Source organism: Pseudonocardia sp. P-1, from assembly GCF_058111925.1.
This window is the reverse complement of the sequence record NZ_CM176614.1, coordinates 1,038,890-1,056,285: the sequence shown is the minus strand read 5'-3', so window position 1 is coordinate 1,056,285 and position 17,396 is coordinate 1,038,890. Positions and strand designations below refer to the sequence as shown.

15 protein-coding genes are annotated in these 17,396 nt (G+C 73.5%); 4 read left to right on the top strand and 11 right to left on the bottom strand.

Annotation, left to right across the window (positions count from 1 at the left end; genetic code table 11):
- Positions 1 to 6 precede the first annotated feature (6 nt).
- On the bottom strand, positions 7 to 216 hold the full coding sequence (locus AC0GKK_RS05015) for a hypothetical protein (RefSeq protein ID WP_379673117.1): 210 nt from the start codon (positions 214 to 216) through the stop codon (positions 7 to 9).
- A 186-nt stretch (positions 217 to 402) separates the two neighbouring features.
- On the opposite strand from AC0GKK_RS05015, the gene AC0GKK_RS05010 reads away from it, so the two are divergent.
- Positions 403 to 1,806 (top strand): FAD-binding oxidoreductase, encoded by a 1,404-nt coding sequence (locus AC0GKK_RS05010; RefSeq protein WP_489883265.1) that lies wholly within the window; start codon positions 403 to 405, stop codon positions 1,804 to 1,806.
- 6 nt (positions 1,807 to 1,812) lie between these two features.
- On the opposite strand, the gene AC0GKK_RS05005 is transcribed toward AC0GKK_RS05010, so the two are convergent.
- Both AC0GKK_RS05005 and AC0GKK_RS05000 read right to left on the bottom strand, forming a co-directional pair.
- Positions 1,813 to 2,325 (bottom strand): hypothetical protein, encoded by a 513-nt coding sequence (locus tag AC0GKK_RS05005; protein WP_489883264.1) that lies wholly within the window; start codon positions 2,323 to 2,325, stop codon positions 1,813 to 1,815.
- Positions 2,326 to 2,395: 70 nt separating this feature from the next.
- Positions 2,396 to 3,553 carry a DUF418 domain-containing protein gene (locus AC0GKK_RS05000; protein ID WP_489883263.1) on the bottom strand — a complete coding sequence of 386 codons (1,158 nt, stop codon included), beginning with the start codon at positions 3,551 to 3,553 and terminating at the stop codon, positions 2,396 to 2,398.
- A gap of 99 nt (positions 3,554 to 3,652) precedes the next feature.
- Here AC0GKK_RS05000 and AC0GKK_RS04995 point away from each other — a divergent pair, with 99 nt between their 5' ends.
- Positions 3,653 to 4,639, top strand: a complete 987-nt coding sequence (locus tag AC0GKK_RS04995) for a malate dehydrogenase (RefSeq protein ID WP_405417885.1) — start codon at positions 3,653 to 3,655, stop codon at positions 4,637 to 4,639.
- 185 nt (positions 4,640 to 4,824) lie between these two features.
- On the opposite strand, the gene AC0GKK_RS04990 is transcribed toward AC0GKK_RS04995, so the two are convergent.
- From AC0GKK_RS04990 to treZ, 5 genes are all read right to left on the bottom strand, one after another.
- The gene (locus AC0GKK_RS04990; protein WP_346106590.1) at positions 4,825 to 5,904 is read right to left on the bottom strand and encodes an ABC transporter ATP-binding protein; all 1,080 of its coding nucleotides are present in this window, start codon (positions 5,902 to 5,904) and stop codon (positions 4,825 to 4,827) included.
- 15 nt (positions 5,905 to 5,919) lie between these two features.
- On the bottom strand, positions 5,920 to 7,251 hold the full coding sequence (locus AC0GKK_RS04985; RefSeq protein WP_405417881.1) for an ABC transporter substrate-binding protein: 1,332 nt from the start codon (positions 7,249 to 7,251) through the stop codon (positions 5,920 to 5,922).
- Positions 7,252 to 7,297: 46 nt separating this feature from the next.
- Positions 7,298 to 8,173 (bottom strand): carbohydrate ABC transporter permease, encoded by an 876-nt coding sequence (locus AC0GKK_RS04980; RefSeq protein WP_202416725.1) that lies wholly within the window; start codon positions 8,171 to 8,173, stop codon positions 7,298 to 7,300.
- Complete coding sequence (locus tag AC0GKK_RS04975) at positions 8,170 to 9,132, bottom strand: carbohydrate ABC transporter permease (protein ID WP_346106595.1); 963 nt, start codon at positions 9,130 to 9,132, stop codon at positions 8,170 to 8,172. The genes AC0GKK_RS04980 and AC0GKK_RS04975 overlap by 4 nt, the downstream gene beginning before the upstream one ends.
- 147 nt (positions 9,133 to 9,279) lie before the next feature.
- Complete coding sequence (treZ, locus tag AC0GKK_RS04970) at positions 9,280 to 11,025, bottom strand: malto-oligosyltrehalose trehalohydrolase (protein ID WP_489883262.1); 1,746 nt, start codon at positions 11,023 to 11,025, stop codon at positions 9,280 to 9,282.
- Between the two features lie 83 nt (positions 11,026 to 11,108).
- Here treZ and AC0GKK_RS04965 point away from each other — a divergent pair, with 83 nt between their 5' ends.
- The gene (locus AC0GKK_RS04965; RefSeq protein ID WP_489883261.1) at positions 11,109 to 11,621 is read left to right on the top strand and encodes a DUF5709 domain-containing protein; all 513 of its coding nucleotides are present in this window, start codon (positions 11,109 to 11,111) and stop codon (positions 11,619 to 11,621) included.
- Between the two features lie 92 nt (positions 11,622 to 11,713).
- On the opposite strand, the gene treY is transcribed toward AC0GKK_RS04965, so the two are convergent.
- From treY to AC0GKK_RS04950, 3 genes are all read right to left on the bottom strand, one after another.
- A complete protein-coding gene (treY, locus tag AC0GKK_RS04960; protein WP_489883260.1) occupies positions 11,714 to 14,080 on the bottom strand; it encodes a malto-oligosyltrehalose synthase in 2,367 nt (788 codons plus the stop codon).
- 3 nt (positions 14,081 to 14,083) lie between these two features.
- Positions 14,084 to 16,252 carry a glycogen debranching protein GlgX gene (gene glgX / locus AC0GKK_RS04955; RefSeq protein ID WP_489883259.1) on the bottom strand — a complete coding sequence of 723 codons (2,169 nt, stop codon included), beginning with the start codon at positions 16,250 to 16,252 and terminating at the stop codon, positions 14,084 to 14,086.
- 170 nt (positions 16,253 to 16,422) lie between these two features.
- Positions 16,423 to 16,890 (bottom strand): PPOX class F420-dependent oxidoreductase, encoded by a 468-nt coding sequence (locus AC0GKK_RS04950; RefSeq protein ID WP_208820148.1) that lies wholly within the window; start codon positions 16,888 to 16,890, stop codon positions 16,423 to 16,425.
- A 79-nt stretch (positions 16,891 to 16,969) separates the two neighbouring features.
- Here AC0GKK_RS04950 and AC0GKK_RS04945 point away from each other — a divergent pair, with 79 nt between their 5' ends.
- Entirely contained in the window at positions 16,970 to 17,395 is a 426-nt protein-coding gene (locus AC0GKK_RS04945; RefSeq protein WP_062402348.1) for an HIT family protein, read from the top strand.
- The last annotated feature ends 1 nt before the right edge of the window (position 17,396 follow it).

Genomic DNA, 17,396 nt, shown 5'->3' with positions numbered 1-17,396 from the left:
CGGCGGTCAGATCCGTTCGGGGGCCCGCCCGGCGTCGTCGACGACCTCCTCGCTCGCCGCCGGGGGACCGGCCTCGGCGCGGGCCTGCTCCGCCGCCTCGTCGGCCTCCTCCCGGGTGGCGTACTCGGCGAGGACCCCGCACCCGCAGTCGCAGCGCACCACCCACCGGTCGGCGACGTCGGCCATCATCAGCACCTGCGGGTCGTGACCGTCCACGGGGGCCTCCTTCGGTGGCGTGACGGGCATCATTGCGCGCCGCAGCGACGTGCGCCATTCGTGGCGCGGGTCCGGTCCGCCGTCGTCAACCGTGACGAAATCCGGGTCGGGACCGTGACAGCGGCTGTGACGGGGGACACGGTGGACCGCCGTCGTCCGTCGACCCGCAGATCCGGGGGAACCGCCATGACCGCCACCGTCGACCACGTCGCCCTCCTCCGCGCCCGGGTGCGGGGCCCCGTCCTCGGACCCGCCGACCCCGGCTACGACGCCGCGCGGCGGGTCTGGAACGCCGCGATCGACCAGCGACCTGCTGTCCTGGTCCGCTGCGCCGACGTGGAGGACGTCGTGACCGCCCTCGACCACGCCCGGAGGTCCGGGCTGGAGGTCGCCGTCCGCGGTGGCGCACACAACTCCGCCGGGCACAGCGCGGGGGACGGCGCCCTGGTGATCGACCTGGGTGACCTCGACGCCGTCGTCGTCGACCCCGACGCCCGCCGGGTGCGGGTGGGCGGTGGCGCGTTGCTGAGCGGGATGGACGCCGCCACCCAGGAGCACGGGCTCGCGGTCCCGGCCGGCGAGATCGGGCACACCGGTGTCGGCGGGCTGACCCTCGGCGGTGGCATGGGCTGGCTGACCCGGCGGGCCGGGCTGACCGTCGACCACCTGGTGTCGGCGCAGGTCGTGCTCGCCGACGGCCGGGTCGTGCGGGCCGCCGCCGACGAGCACCCCGACCTGTTCTGGGCGCTGCGCGGCGGGGGCGGCAACTGCGGCATCGTCACCGAGTTCGAGTTCACGGCGGTACCGGTCGGCCCGCTCGTGTCGGTCGGGATGTTCTTCTGCGGCCTCGACGACGGGCCGGCCCTGCTGCGCGCCGCCCGCGACGCGATCGGGCGGCTGCCGTCGACGGTCGGGTTCCAGGTCGTCGCCGTGAACGCACCGCCCGCCCCGTTCGTCCCGGAGGAGGTGCGCCTGCGTCCCGGATGGGCGGTGATGGTCGTCGGCACCACCGGAGCCGTCCCGGACCCGGACGCGGAGCAGGTGCACGACCTGCTCCGCGCGACGCTGCCGGACCGGCTGTTCGAGTTCTGCACCCCGATGCCCTGGACGGCGCTGCAGCAGATGTTCGACGAGCCCAACGGCTGGGGCGTGCACTGCTACGAGAAGGGCTGCTTCCTGCCGTCGCTGACCGACGCGGCCGTCGAGGACCTCGCCGCGCACGTCGCGCGGAAGGTCTCGCCGATGTCGGTCGTGCACCTGTACACCCTCGACGGCGCCTTCTCCGCCGTCGACGACGACGCGACCGCGTTCGGCGGCGGCCGCAGCCCGCGGCTCGGGCTGTTCGCGGTCGGGCTCACCACCGACCCGCAGGGCCTCGCCGCGGAGCGGGAGTGGGTCCGGGGTCTGGCCGCGGCGATGGCCCCGCACGCGCTCGGCGCCGGCGTGTACGTCAACGCGATGATGGGCGACGACGCCGGTCGGGTCCGCGCCACCTACGGCCCCAACTACGCGCGGCTCGCTGCGGTCAAGGCGGTCTACGACCCGGACAACGTCTTCCACCGCAACGTCAACGTCCCGCCGGCGGGCTGATCCGGCTCACCAGCCGAGCAGGCCGACCAGGAACGCGTGGACCAGCCAGAACGGGGCGAACGCCAGGGCGACCAGCCCGCCGGGCCCCACGCCGCGCCGGGCCGGGAACACCAGTGCGACGGCGGCGAGCCCCCAGGGGACGAGCAGGGCGACGCCGCGCAGCGGCCAGGACGCGACCCCGGTGGCCAGCGCGAGCAGCAGTGCCACCGCGACCCAGCCGGCCGTCGCGGCCAGGCACCGGGGCAGCACCGCGCCCGGCCGCGGGAGCGCCGCCGGCCGGTCGGCGACCGCGGCCCGCTCGGGCTCGGTGCCCGGCGGGTACGGCGGCGCGCCGGGCAGCGGGGCGTGCGGCCCGACCTCCGCGGACCCGGACGGCAGCGGGTCCACCCCGGACCAGCCGGTCGCGCCCTGCCACGCGGGCGGCGGACCGTCCGGCCCGGAGCCCGGGACGGCGGCGCCGCCGTCCCGGCCGTCGTCCGCCCGGTCGCCGTGGGTGCCGTCGCCGCGGGTGCCGCTCATGCGGCGAGGGTAGCGAGGCGGGCCGCGGCACCGCGGCCGTCGACGCCGGCCCGGGTGGACCGGCGCGGGGTCAGCGGGCCGCGGCGGGCGCGCGGCCGTAGGTCAGACGCCGCAGCAGCACCTCCGCGGGCCCGCGCCGGCCGCGCTGCCGGGACACCACCGCCGCGACGACGGTCAGCAGCCACACCCCGGCCCCGCAGAGCGTCGCCGCCCACAACGGCAGACCGGCCCCCAGCCCCAGCGTCCACGCCGGGAACAGGCCGACGAACACCACCGACTGCGCCAGGTACCCGCTCAGCGACCGTCGCCCGAGCGCCACCAGCGCGCCCGCGACCGGCCGGGTCGCCGACCCCCGGGCCACCACCAGCGCCGCGGCGGCCGCGTACCCGGCCCCGGCCGCGTAGCCGGTCACCGCGTGCAGCACCCCGACCACGAGCGCCACCGGCTCCGACGGCGCCCACACCCCGGCGGCGACCAGCCCCAGCGGCACGCCGCCCACGACCCCGGCCCCGATCCCCGCGACGGCGACCCGGCGCAGCGCCCGCCGGTGCCGGGCCGGGGCGTCGAGCCACCCGGCGCGGGCGACGAGCACCCCCGCGACTGCCGCGCCCAGGAGCCCGACCGCGCTGATCAGCAGGTTGCCGAACAACCACTCGCCGAACCGCTCCACCGCCGCCGACAGGACGTCCGGCGCGACCAGTGACGGCGACGCCGACGCCGCGTCGGACCGGGTCAGCGCGACGGGGGCGTAGAGCAGCGCCAGCAGCGTCGTCGCGGCCACCCCGGTGAGCACCAGCACCGCGGTCGACCCACGGACCAGTACCGGCGCGAGGACCACCGCGATCAGCCCGTAGGCGGCGACGAAGTCCCCGTGCCACAGCAGCACCGCGTGCGCGGCACCGACGGCGAACAGCGCCCCGCCCCGGCGACGCACCAGGGCCAGGACCTGGTCGGGCCCGGCACCGTCGCGGGCCGCACGGCGGGCGAGCCCGGCGATGCCGTAGCCGAACAGCAGCGCGAACAGCGGATAGGCCCGGCCGTCGACCAGGGTCAGCTGCGCCGCGGCGAGCCAGGCGTCGACGCCGGTCGGGTCGAGCGGGTAGGCACGCACCCCGATGCCGCGGTGGGTGACGAAGGTGTGGGCGTTCGCGACGGCGATCAGCAGCAGCGCCGCGCCGCGGGCCAGGTCCGGCGCCGGTGCACGACCGGTCACCGGGACGTCACGCATCACGCCCTACGCTACCGGCGGTGTGGTTCCCGCCACGCGTGGCGGTGGGTGTGCTCCCCGTCGCGGTACGCGGGCGCGATCAGGGCTAGGGTCCGTGGCGTGTCTGCTACCCCCGTTACCGTTACCGTCACCGGAGCCGCTGGCCAGATCGGTTACGCGCTGCTCTTCCGGATCGCCTCCGGGCAGCTGCTGGGGCCCGACACCCCGGTGAAGCTGAACCTGCTGGAGATCCCGCAGGCCGTGAAGGCCGCCGAGGGCACCGCGATGGAGCTCGACGACTGCGCCTTCCCGCTGCTGCGCGGCATCGACATCTTCGACGACGCGAACGCCGCGTTCTCCGGCACCAACGTCGCGCTGCTCGTCGGCGCCCGTCCCCGCAGCAAGGGGATGGAGCGGGGCGACCTGCTCGAGGCCAACGGCGGCATCTTCGGCCCGCAGGGCAAGGCGATCAACGCCGGTGCCGCGGACGACGTCCGCGTCCTGGTCGTCGGCAACCCGGCCAACACCAACGCCCTCATCGCCCAGGCCTCGGCGCCGGACGTCCCGGCGGACCGGTTCACCGCGATGACCCGCCTCGACCACAACCGCGCGCTGGCGCAGCTGTCGACGAAGCTCGGCGTCGGCCTCGACGAGATCAGCAAGCTCACGATCTGGGGTAACCACTCGGCCACCCAGTACCCGGACCTCTTCCACGCCGAGGTCGGCGGCAAGATCGCCGCCGAGCAGGTCGAGCGGGAGTGGCTGGAGAACGACTTCATCCCGACCGTCGCCAAGCGCGGTGCCGCGATCATCGAGGCCCGGGGCGCGTCCTCGGCCGCGTCGGCGGCGAACGCCGCCATCGACCACGTCCACGACTGGGTCAACGGCACCCCGGCCGGCGACTGGACCTCCGCCGCGATCCCGTCGGACGGCTCCTACGGCGTCCCCGAGGGCATCATCTCCTCGTTCCCGGTCACCTCCGAGAACGGCGAGTGGAAGATCGTCCAGGGCCTGGAGATCGACGAGTTCTCCCGCGGGAGGATCGACGCGAGCGTCGCGGAGCTGGTCGAGGAGCGCGACACCGTCGCCAAGCTCGGCCTCATCTGAGCCGACCGCACACGGACCGCGGCCCCGCACCCGTCACGGGTGCGGGCCGCGGTGCGCTCACCGGTGATCGCCGATCCGCGCGGTGATCCGCGCCGCGCGCGCGTCCGGACGCGCGCGCCGAGCGGATCGGCGCGCGGGCTGCGGATCACCACGCTGCGCGGCACGACCGGCGGCGGCAGGCCGGGTCACCCCAGGCGGGCGCCGGTGCCGCCGTCGAAAAGGTGGGTGCGGTCCGGGTCGGGGACCAGCCGCAGCCGGGTCCCGCGCTCCGGCGGGGTGCGCGCGTCGACCCGGGCGACGAGCGTCGTCCCGGCCCCGTCGTGTCCCACGTCCTCGGTGAGGGTGCCGTAGACGTAGGCGTCGGCCCCCAGCTCCTCGACGACGTCGACGGTCACCTCCAGTCCGTCCCCGGCACCGGCCGGGCGCAGGTCCTCCGGCCGGATCCCGACCGTGACCGTGCCCGACGACGAGGCCGGCACCGCGATCTGTGCCCCACCCAGGGCGACCTGCCCGGAGCCGTCCACCGGCACCGTCACCAGGTTCATCGCCGGCGACCCGACGAACCCGGCGACGAAGGCGTTCACCGGCCGTTCGTAGAGCTCCCGCGGGGTCGCGCACTGCTGCAGCACCCCGCCCGAGAGCACCGCGACACGGTCGCCCATCGTCATCGCCTCCACCTGGTCGTGGGTGACGTAGACGGTGGTGACACCCAGGCGCCGCTGCAGCGACGCGATCTGGGTGCGGGTGGACACCCGCAGCTTCGCGTCCAGGTTGGACAGGGGCTCGTCCATGCAGAACACGGCGGGCTCGCGCACGATGGCCCGGCCCATCGCGACCCGCTGACGCTGCCCGCCCGACAGGGCACGCGGCTTGCGGTCCAGCAGCCCCTCCAGGTCGAGGATCTTCGCCGCCTCGGCGACGCGGCGGGCGATCTCGTCCTTCGGGCGGCCCGCGTTGGTCAGCGCGAAGCCCATGTTCGCGGCGACCGTCATGTGCGGGTAGAGCGCGTAGTTCTGGAACACCATCGCGATGTCGCGGTCCTTGGGCCGGACGTCGGTGACGTCGCGGTCGCCGATCCGGATGGCGCCGGCGTCGACGTCCTCCAGGCCCGCGAGCATCCGCAGCGACGTCGACTTCCCGCAGCCGGAGGGCCCGACGAGCACGAGGAACTCGCCGTCGGCGATCTCCAGGTCCAGCCCGTCGACGGCGGGGGTGTCCGACCCGGGGTAGATCCGCGTCGCCGAGTCGTAGGTGACCGTTGCCATGTCAGCGTCCCGCCATCAGATGTTGGGCTTCACGTCGGTGTCGAAGATCCGGGTCAGCGTGCCCTTGAGGGTGGTGAGCTCGCCCTGCACGTCGGCCCGCTGGTTGAGGATGTTGGCACAGGTCCGCGCGATCTCCTGGTCGGCGCCCGGGAAGAACGCGCGCGCCCGGTCCTGGGTGCGGGTCCGGTCGAGCTGGTCGATGGCGATCTTGCGCAGCGGGGTCTCGGCGAGCAGCGGGCCGGTGTCGGCCGAGGTCCGGAGCGGCAGGTAGCCGGTGGCCTGGGAGAACAGCACGGTGTTCTCCGGGCTGGTCAGGAACTTCGCGAACGCCGCCGCGGCGAGCTGGCGCTCCGGCGGGACCCCGGCCGGGATCCCGAGCCCCGCGCCGCCGGTCGGGCACACGGGCCCGGCGACCGGGCCCGCGGGCAGGAAGCCGGCGCCGACGTCGAACCGGGCCGCGTCGAGCACGGTGACCAGCGAGCCGGTGGAGCCGACCGTCGCCGAGACCGCCCCGGCCCCCAGGTCGGTGGTGCCGTCGGTGGCGGCGACGCCGGCCCAGCCCGAGGTCACCGCGTTCTGCAGGGCCGAGACCGCGCGGACCGCCTCGGGGGAGTCGCAGGTGACGTCCCACTCGTCCGACCACGCACCGCCCTCGCCCCAGAGGTTGTTCTGGAACGACCAGCCGGCGTAGTCGGCCAGGGCGGGGAGCTGGTACGCCTTCTGCGCACCGGTGCCCGCGGCCTGCAGCTTCGGCCCCCACTCGGCCATCTCGGCCCAGGTCGCGGGCGCGCGGTCGGGCAGGCCTGCCTTCTGCCAGTGCGCCTTGTTGTAGTAGAAGATCGGCGTCGAGCGGGCCCAGGGCAGCGCCCAGAGCTTGCCGTCGTAGCGGTAGTCCTCGATCAGCTGCTGCCGGTAGTCGGCGGTGTCGATGCCGGTCGCGGCGATCAGCGGGTCCATCGGCACGATGGAGCGCTGCATGTAGTAGCGGAACCACCAGACGTCGGAGAGCACGACGAGGTCGGGCAGCTGGGAGCCGCCGCCGGCCTGTGCGGTCTGGAAGCGCTGCGCGATCTCCTCGTAGTTCGCGCCCGCGGTCACCAGGTTGACCTTCGTGCCCGGGTTGGCCCGCTGGTAGGCGTCGATGATCTGCCGCGACACCTTCTCCGAGCTGCCCGGGTTGTTCGTCCACCAGGTGATCTCCTTCGCCGGCTGCACGCCGGAGTAGTCGACCTCCGGGACGTCGGCGGGCCCGCCGCCGCTGGTGGAGGGGCCACCGCAGGCGGCCAGCGCCGCGGCGGCGCCGGTGATGCCGGCGAACTTCAGGAATCCGCGACGGTCGAGATGCATGGCAGCTGGCGTCCTTTCGGGGTGGGAGGAGGAGCGGGGAGCGGTCTCAGTCCTTGACCGCACCCTGGGTCAGCCCGGCGATGATGTGGCGCTGCAGCGCGATGAAGACGATCAGGACCGGCACGATGACGGCGACCGACCCGGCCATGAGCTGGCCGTAGGCCGCGGCCCGGTTGTCCACGTTGGCCAGCAGGGTGAGCCCGACCGGCAGCGTCATCATCTCCGGCTTCGAGATGATCACGAGCGGCCAGAGGTAGTCATTCCACTCGTAGACGATGGTGATCAGCGCGACGGTGGCGACGGTCGGCGCGGACACCGGCAGGACGACCCGGGTGAGCCGGCGCCAGTGCCCGGCGCCGTCGAGCTCCGCGGCCTCGAGCAGGCTCGGCGGCAGCGTGCGGAAGTGCTGGCGCAGCAGGAACGTGCCGAACGCCGTCCCGAGACCGGGCAGGATGATGCCCCAGTAGGTGTCCGCGCCACCGAGCGCGGTGATCAGCGTGTAGTTCGGCAGCAGCGCCACCTGCGGCGGCACCATCAGCGTCACCAGCAGCCCGGCGAAGATCCAGTTCTTGAACGGGAAGCGGACGAACACCAGCCCGTAGGCGGTGAACACGGCCAGCGCCACCTTGAGCGCGGCACCGACCGCGGTGACCAGTACCGAATTGAGGAACACCCGGCCGAACGGCAGGCGCTCGGCGACGGTGGAGTAGTTCTCCGTCGTCGGCGCGGCGGGCAGCAGCGCCGGGGTCTGGGTGATGATCTCGGTCAGCGGTTTGAACGACGACAGCGTCATCCACAGCAGCGGGAACAGCACGACGAGCACGGCGACCAGCAGCGGGACGTAGGCGCTGGTCACGACCTCGAACAGGGCCCGCGGCGACAGCGCGCGGGACGACCGGGGCTCCGGAGCGGTGGTGGTCATGCGTAGTGCACCCGCCGTTCCATCCACCGCAGCTGGACCAGGGTGAAGACCACCAGCACCACGAACAGCACCGTCGACACCGCCGCCGAGTAGCCGGCCCGGTTGCTCGACCCGAACGCCTGCAGGTAGGCCTCGTAGATCAGCGTGGTCGTGCCCTGGCCGAGCGGGGTCATGATCCGGATCAGGTCGAAGGCCTGCAGCGAGTTCAGCGCGCTGGTCACGACCAGGAAGAACGTGACCGGTGAGAGCAGCGGCAGCACCACCCGGAAGAACGTCCGCGTCGACGACGCCCCGTCCAGCGCCGCGGCCTCCAGGAGGTCCTTCGGGATCGACTGCAGACCCGCCAGGTAGATCACCGCGGCGTAGCCCATGTTCTTCCAGACGTAGACGATGCAGATCATCGCCAGCGACATCGACGGGTCGTTGAAGAAGTCGGGTGCGGTCCCGCCGAAGGCCCGGACGACCGCGCCGAGCACCCCGATCGACGGGTCGAACACGAACAGCCACACCAGCCCGACACCGACCCCGGACAGCACGTACGGGGAGAACACCGCGGCCCGCGCGACGCCGGTCCCCGGCACCCGCCGGTTGAGCGCCAGCGCGATCAGCAGACCCAGCACCATCGACCCGCCGACGGTCACGACGGTGAACACCAGCGTCGTCCAGACGATCTCCGCCGACGAGGGCGAGGTCAGGAACGTGACGTAGTTCCCGAGTCCCACGAACGTCGCCGACGGTGACCCGAGGGTCCAGTTCAGCAGCGAGTACCGGACGTTCTCGATGACCGGGCGGTAGGCGAAGGCGACGATCAGCGCGGCGTTGGGCAGCACCAGGGCGAGGAACACCCAGAAGTCGTGCCGGTCCCGGGCGGTGAAGCGTCGCCGTCGCCGCGGCGGGGGGTGCGAGGCCGTACCCGGCGCTGTCGGCGTCGAGGCGGACCGGGTGGGAGTGGACGTCACGTGACCTCACGTCTGTCGCAGGGGCGAACGCGGGATCGCACCGTCGCGACCTCGCAGACCCTCGCAGTCTCGTGTGGCCCGGCGGTGTCACGTGTCCGGCGAACAGGTGAACGAGGGCACTCGGACGGGTGACGCGAGAGGCTCTCGCTACTCCGCCACGCGGCAGATGGCGAATGCCTCCGCCGGAACGGTGAACGAGGAGCCGTCACTCGTCGTCGGCTCGGACGCCAGGAGGATCCGGGTGATCTCCGACCCGAGCGACAGCGTGACCGGCTCCGGACCGAGGTTCACCACCACCCGCATCCGCCCGCGGGCGACGACGAGCGTGCGCGCCTGCTCGTGGACGTCGACGCCGATCCGGTCCAGCCACGGGTCCGACAGCTCCGGCCAGGCGCGGCGCAGCGCGATGAGCTCGCGGTGCATCCGCAGCAGCGTCGCGTGCGGCTCCTGCTCGGGCTCGGACCAGTCGAGCCGGGAGTCGGTGAAGGTGGACTCGGCGTTCGGGTCGGGCACCTCGGCGGCGTCGTCCCAGCCGTGGTCGGCGAACTCGGCGCGACGGCCGTCGCGGACGGCCTTCTGCAGGCCCGGGTCGCCGAAGCGGGAGAAGAACTGCCACGGCGTCCGCGCGCCCCATTCCTCGCCCATGAACAGCATCGGGGTGAACCCGGAAGTGAACAGCAGCGCCGCGCCGCAGGCCAGCAGGCCGGGGGACAGCGTGTGGGTGAGCCGGTCGCCGGTGGCGCGGTTGCCGATCTGGTCGTGGTTCTGCAGGTAGGTGACCAGCCGCGAGCCGGGGATGCGGGCGGTGTCGATCGGGGCGCCGTGGCTGCGCCGCCGGAACGACGACCAGGTGCCCTCGTGCAGGAACCCGCGGGTGAGCACGTGCGCGAGCCCGTCGAGGCCCGCCTCGGCGAAGTCGCCGTAGTAGCCCTGGGACTCGCCGGTGAGCACGGTGTGCAGGCAGTGGTGGACGTCGTCGGCCCACTGGGCGTCGAGGCCGTGGCCGCCGCCCTCCCGGGCGGTGATCATCCTCGGGTCGTTGAGGTCGGACTCGGCGATCAGCGACAGCGGGCGGCCGACGTGTGCCTCCAGCGCGGTCACCTCGACGGCGAGCTGCTCCAGCACGTGCTGGGCGCGGGTGTCGCGCAGCGCGTGGACGGCGTCGATGCGCAGCCCGTCGACGTGGAAGTCGCGCAGCCACATCAGCGCGTTGTCGATCATGTAGCGGCGGACCTCGTCGGAGCCCGCGGCGTCGAGGTTCAGCGACGGGCCCCAGATGTTGGAGCCGGCGAAGTACGGTCCGAACCGGTCGAGGTAGGCCCCGGACGGCCCGAGGTGGTTGTAGACGACGTCGAGGACCACGCCCAGGCCGCGCGCGTGGCAGGCGTCGACGAAGCGCTTGAAGGCGTCGGGGCCGCCGTAGTTCTCGGTGACGGCGTACCAGCCGACGCCGTCGTAGCCCCAGTTCACCGGGCCGTCGACGGCGTTGACCGGCAGCACCTCGACCAGGTCGATCCCGAGCGAGACCAGGTGGTCGAGCCGGCCGATCGCGGAGTCGAACGTGCCGCCGTCGGTGAAGGTGCCGATGTGGCACTCGTAGAGCACCGACCCGGCCAGCGCGCGGCCGGTCCAGGTGTCGTCGGTCCACCAGAACGCGTCGTGGTCGTAGACGCGGGAGCGCTCGTGCACCCCCTTCGGCTGCCAGCGGGAGCGGGGGTCGGGCAGCGGCGTGGCGTCGTCGTCGAGCAGGAACGCGTAGTCGGTCCCGTGCCCGTGGTCGGGCTGGTCCGTGTGCCACCAGCCCCCCGGGGCGCGGTCGAGCGCGATCCGCTGCTCACCCACCAGCACGCTGACGCGGTTCCTGTCGGGGGCCCACACGGCGAACTCCGTCACGGACGACGATCCTTCCGCACCCGGTGGGGTCCGCGCGCGCCCGGTGGGGGGTGGGCCGGGTCACGCGCCGCTAGGCTGCCCCGATGAGCGACCCCGACGCAGGCGACGACCTCGACCAGGACGCGCAGCTCCAACCCGAGGACACCCTGGAGTACGGCGGCGTGGCCGACGTGCTGGACGAGGGCTACTCGCCGCCCGAGCGGCCCTGGAACGACCGCGACGACGCGACCCTCGACGAGCGCCTCGCCGACGAGGAGCCCGACACTTGGGCGTCCGAGCTCGACGCGACCGCCGACGCGGAGGACCGCGACGACGCCCGGGCGGCCGGGGTGGTCGGTGACCCGGACTCCCGCGAGGACTTCTCCGACGTCGACGACGCCACCGGCGACCTGCTCGGGGACGCCCCGGGCACCGACGGCGAGCTGCTCGCCGACGACGAGGTGGGCGACCGCCGCGCCGGTCGCCTCACGATCGACGACGCGAGCTTCGACGGCAGCGACGGCGGCGAGAAGGAGCTCGTCGCGGGCGACGCCGGGATCGACGGGGCGGGCGCGTCGGCCGAGGAGGCCGCCGTGCACGTCGTCGACGAGCCCTGACCCCCGCCACGGGTGCCCCCAGGGGAACCTTCGTGGCGTAGAGCGCTACGAAGGTTCCCCTGGGGACCGCCCAGAGGGTGGGCGGTGCCGGGTCAGGCCGGGCGCACCAGCAGCGCGACCGGGTAGCGCGAGAGCAGGTCCGACAGGGCGGGTGCGGGACCGTCCACCGGGCGGTTCGCGATCATGTCGTGCCAGTCGTCGAAGCCGCCGGGCAGCGGCAGCCGGGTGTCGCCCCACCCGCCGCGGCGGGCCAGCCCCTCGGGCAGCCGGGTCGCGACGGCGACGAGCGCGCCCCCGCCGCGGGAGAACGCGACGGCGTGCTCCGCCGCGGTGCCCTGGGCGTCGACCCGGCCGTAGCCGCTGAACAGCTCCGGGCGGAACCGCCGCAGCCGCGCCGTCGCCGAGGTGACCAGCAGCTTCGCCGCACCGCCTCCGTCGACCGGTGGCTGCTCGCCGGCGTCGAGACGCTCCAGGATCGCGCGCCGCGCGTCCCAGTCGACCGGGCGCCGGTTGTCCGGGTCGACCAGCGAGTACTCGAACAGCTCGGTGCCCTGGTAGACGTCCGGCACGCCGGGGCCGGCCATCTGCAGCAGCTTCTGGGACAGCGAGTTCGACCAGCCGGGCTCGGCGATCTCCGCGACGAAGGCCTCGATCTCTGCGACGAGCTCGGTGTCGGCGAGGACCTGCTCCGGCCAGGCCGCGACCGCCTCGTCGACCTCGGCGACGGCGTCGATGTGCGAGGTCACCAGCTTGGCCTCCTTGGAGGCCTTGCCGAGGTAGCCCGCGAGCCGGTCGGCCGGGATCGGCCACGCCCCGACCAGCGACTGCCAGGCCAGCAGCTCGAGCGACCTGTCCGGCAGCGGGTGGCGCACCGACCACTCGCGGACCTTCGCCGCCCACGACGCGGGACGCTCGGCGAGCACGGCGAGCCGCGCCCGGACGTCCTCGGAGCGCTTCGTGTCGTGCGTGGACAGCGAGGTCATGGTGCGCGACCGCCCGGCCTCCCGGCGGGCGAGCCCGGTGTGGAACTCCTCGGGCGTCACCCCGAACCGGGCCGGGTCGCCCCCGACCTCGTTCAGCGCGACGAGCCGGTTGTACCGGTAGAAGGCGGTGTCCTCGACGCCCTTCGCGGTGACCATCCCGGAGGTCTGCTGCAGCCGGGTCGCGTAGTCCGACCCGGGCTCGCGGACCAGCCCGGAGTGCAGCGCACCCAGCACCGCGGCCAGGTCGGGGCGACGGGTGCGCGCCACCGCGACCGCGGTGTCGGCGGCCGCCCGGCCCTCGGTGATCTCCGGGGTGAGGTAGGAGCGGTAGATCGGGAACCCGCACAGCAGCTCGGCGACCGCGTCGTGCAGGTCCTCGGCGGCGACGTCGGCCAGGTCGAGCCCGGTGGTGCCGGAGTCGGCGCCGGGTCCCGCGCGGAAGGCGTCGGCGATCCGGCGCACCTCCGCGACCAGGATCTCCCGGACGACGAGGTGGCGGCCGTCGTCCTCGACGGCGTGCGCGGAGCGCTTCTCCCCGGTGTGCTCGGCGGCGAACTGGGTGAGCAGCCCCGCCCCGTCCGGGTCGACGAGCACCCCGCAGACCTCGCGCAGCGCCTCGTAGCCGGTGGTGCCGTCGACCGGCCAGGAGATCGGGAGCTCCTCGCCGACCCCGAGGATCTTCTCGACGAGCAGCCACCGGCCCGGGCCGAGCTCGGCGCGCAGCCGGCGCGCGTAGCCGCCCGGGTCGGACAGGCCGTCGGGGTGGTCCACCCGCAGCCCGACGACGGTGTCGTCGGAGCGCACGATGTCGAGCACCGTGCGGTGGGCGTCGGCGAACACCGCAGGGTCCTCGACGCGGACCGCGGCGAGGTCGCTGACGTCGAAGAACCGCCGGTAGGTCAGCTCCGCGGCGCCGCGCCGCCAGGACACCAGCCGGTAGTGCTGGCGGTCGTGCACCTCCTGCGCGGTGCCCTCGCCGGTCCCGGGCGCGACCGGGAAGCGGTGCTCGTAGTAACGCAGCTCGCCGTCGGTCACCGATAGCTCGGTGAGCGCCTTCTCCTCGTCGGCGTCGAGCACCGGCAGCAGGATCGGCCCGGCGCCCCAGTCGACGTCGAAGTGCCCCGCCCAGCGCGACGCCTCGCCGTGCGTGAGCACGTCCCACCACCACGGGTTCTCCGCGGGCTTCGCGACGCCGACGTGGTTGGGGACGATGTCGATCAGCATCGTCAGCCCGTGCTCGCGCAGCGTCGCGAGCAGCGACCGCAGCCCCTGCTCGCCACCGCGCTCACCCGACACCCGGGTCGGGTCGGTCACGTCGTAGCCGTGGGTGGATCCGGCCGTGGACTCCAGCAGCGGCGAGGCGTAGAGCGCCCCGATCCCCAGTCGGTCCAGGTAGCCGGTCAGCGCGGCGGCGTCGGCGAAGGTCTGGTCGGCCGACAGCTGCAGCCGGTAGGTCGATCCCGGAAGGCGGGTCACGCCTCAGCCCTTCGATCGCAGGACGAGCAGGGAACGGGCGGGCAGGGTCAGCACCGAGCCCGCGGACACCGGGTCGAGGTCGGTCCCGGTGACGCCGGCGGCGTTCGGCGGGTGCACCTCGCCCGAGTGGGTGTCGACGACGATCTCCCACGCCTGCCCGAACTCGGCGGGCGGCAACGTGGTGTCGATGTCCTCCCAGAAGGAGTTGAAGCACAGCAGGAACGAGTCGTCGACGATCCGCTGGCCGCGCTGGTCGACGTCGGCGATCTGGCTGCCGTTGAGGAACACGACCACCGAGCGGCCCAGCTCGTTGTCCCAGTCCTCCTCGGTCATCTCCCGCCCGGCCGGGGTGAACCAGCCGATGTCGGCGACGTCCTCGCTGGTGGAGGACCGGCCGATCGGACGGCCCGCGAAGAACCGGCGCCGGCGGAACACCGGGTGCGCGTGCCGCAGCGCGGCGACGCCCGCGGTGAAGGTGGTCAGCTCGTCGTGCTTGCCCGCGACCTCCCAGTCCTGCCAGGCGATCTCGTTGTCCTGGCAGTAGACGTTGTTGTTGCCGCCCTGGGTGCGCCCCGCCTCGTCGCCGTGCAGCAGCATCGGGGTGCCCTGGGAGAGCAGCAGCGTCGCCAGGAAGTTGCGCTGCTGGCGGGCCCGCAGCTCGACCACGGTCTCGTCGTCGGTGGGACCCTCGACGCCGCAGTTCCAGGACCGGTTGTGGCTCTCCCCGTCGTTGCCGTCCTCGCCGTTGGCCTCGTTGTGCTTGTCGTTGTACGACACGAGGTCGGCCAGGGTGAACCCGTCGTGCGCGGTCACGAAGTTGATCGAGGCGAACGGGCGGCGCCCGTCGGCCTGGTAGAGGTCCGAGCTGCCGGTGATCCGGGACGCGAACTCGCCGAGGGTGCCCGCCTCACCGCGCCAGAAGTCGCGGACGGTGTCGCGGTACTTGCCGTTCCACTCGGTCCACAGCGGGGGGAAGTTGCCCACCTGGTAGCCGCCGGGGCCGACGTCCCACGGCTCGGCGATCAGCTTGACCTGGGAGATGACCGGGTCCTGCTGGACGAGGTCGAAGAAGGTCGACAGCCGGTCGACGTCGTAGAACTCGCGGGCCAGGGTCGAGGCGAGGTCGAAGCGGAAGCCGTCGACGTGCATCTCGGTCACCCAGTACCGCAGCGAGTCCATGATCAGCTGCAGGGTGTGCGGGTTGCGGACGTTGAGCGAGTTCCCGGTGCCCGTGTAGTCCATGTAGTAGCGGGCGTCGTCGTCGACCAGCCGGTAGTAGGCGTGGTTGTCGATGCCGCGCATGGACAGCGTCGGACCCATGTCCGAGCCCTCGGCGGTGTGGTTGTAGACCACGTCGAGGATGACCTCGATGCCCGCGTCGTGCAGGTCGCGCACCATCGCCTTGAACTCCGCGACCTGCGACCCGGACCGGACCGAGCCCGCCGAGTAGGCGTGGTGCGGGGCCAGGAAGCCGATGGTGTTGTAGCCCCAGTAGTTCGACAGACCCTTCTCGGTGAGGTGGTGGTCCTGCACGAACTCGTGCACCGGCATCAGCTCGACGGCGGTGATCCCGAGCCGCTTGTAGTGCTCGATCATCGCCGGGTGCGCCACGCCGGAGTAGGTGCCGCGCAGCTCCTCCTCGACCTCCGGGTGCTGGATCGTCAGGCCCTTGACGTGCGCCTCGTAGACGACGGTCTCGTTGTAGGGGATCTTCGGCGGGCGGTCCGAGCCCCAGTCGAAGTACGGGTTGACCACGACCGACTTCGGCACGTGCGGCGCCGAGTCGGTGTCGTTGCGCGAGTCCGGGTCGCCGAAGTTGTAGCCGAACACGGCCTCGTCCCAGTCGACCGGGCCGTCGAGGGCCTTGGCGTAGGGGTCGATGACCAGCTTGTTCGGGTTGCAGCGCAGGCCCTGGGCGGGGTCGTAGGGGCCGTGCACCCGGTAGCCGTAGCGCTGGCCGGGCTCGATGCCGGGCAGGTAGCCGTGCCAGACGAAGCCGTCGACCTCGGTCAGCGGGACCCGGGTCTCGGCGAGGCCGCCGGGGGCGTCCGGGTCGGGCTCGAACAGGCACAGCTCCACGCCCTCGGCGACCTCGGAGAACAGTGCGAAGTTGGTGCCGGTGCCGTCGTAGCTGGCACCCAACGGGTAGGCGTGCCCGGGCCAGGCCTGCATGGTCTGCGTCCTCTCGTCGCGCGCCCCGGCCGCAGGCCGCGGGCGCGCTCACACTGTGTCGGGCGGGCACCGTTGCCGCATGGTGGGCGGGACTCCTCGGCGGTCCGCGCCACATCACCCCCGCGTCCGCAGCAGCTGCGGACGGGGGCGGTCGATCGTCCCAGGAACGGTCAGGAGTCGGCGAGCCGGGCGGGGAAGCCGCCGGTGGCGACCGGGCTCCACCGGGCCGGGGTGATGCGGATCAGGGCCTTCCCCTGGTCGGACATGGCACGGCGGTACTCGTCCCAGTCCGGGTGCTCGCCGGAGACGGCACGGAAGTAGTCGACCAGCGGCTCGAGCGCGTCCGGCAGCGTGATGAGCTCGGCGTCGCCCTCGACCTGCACCCAGGCGCCGTCGAACTCCTCGCTCAGCACGACGACCGCGGCCCGGCCGGCCTTCGCGACGTTGGCCGACTTGGCGCGCTCGGGGTAGGTGGCGATCACGATGCGTCCGTCGTCGTCGACGCCGCCGGTGACCGGGGAGGCCTGCACGCCGCCGTCGGAACGGGTGGTCATCAGCACCATGTGGTGCCGGGGACGGACGAACTCGAGCAGCTCGTCCCGGTCGACGCGGTCGTTGCGGGCGATGGTGCGGGGCATGCCCGAAATCCTAGGGCGGCCGGGGGCCCCGCGCCCGCCGTTCCTCACCCCGCGCCGCGGGCCACTAGGGTCCGGATCCGTGGCCACCGTCTTCACGAAGATCATCAACGGCGAGATCCCGGGCCGGTTCGTCTGGGCCGACGAGCAGTGCGTCGGGTTCCTGTCGATCAACCCGCTCGGCCCCGGGCACACGCTCGTCGTGCCGCGCGCGGAGATCGACCAGTGGGTCGACGCCGACGCCGGGCTCGTCGCCCACCTCACCGAGGTGTCGCGGACCGTCGGGCTCGCGGTGCGGGAGATCTGGTCGCCGCCGCGGGTCGGTCTGCTGGTCGCCGGGTTCGAGGTGCCCCATCTGCACGTCCACGTCTTCCCGGCCTGGGACATGCGGGCCTTCGACTTCGCGAACGCGGCCGCCACCGTCGACGGCGCCGAGCAGGACGGGCACGCCGAGGCCCTGCGCACGGCGCTGCGGGCCGCCGGGCACGACGCGCACGTCCCGGGCTGAG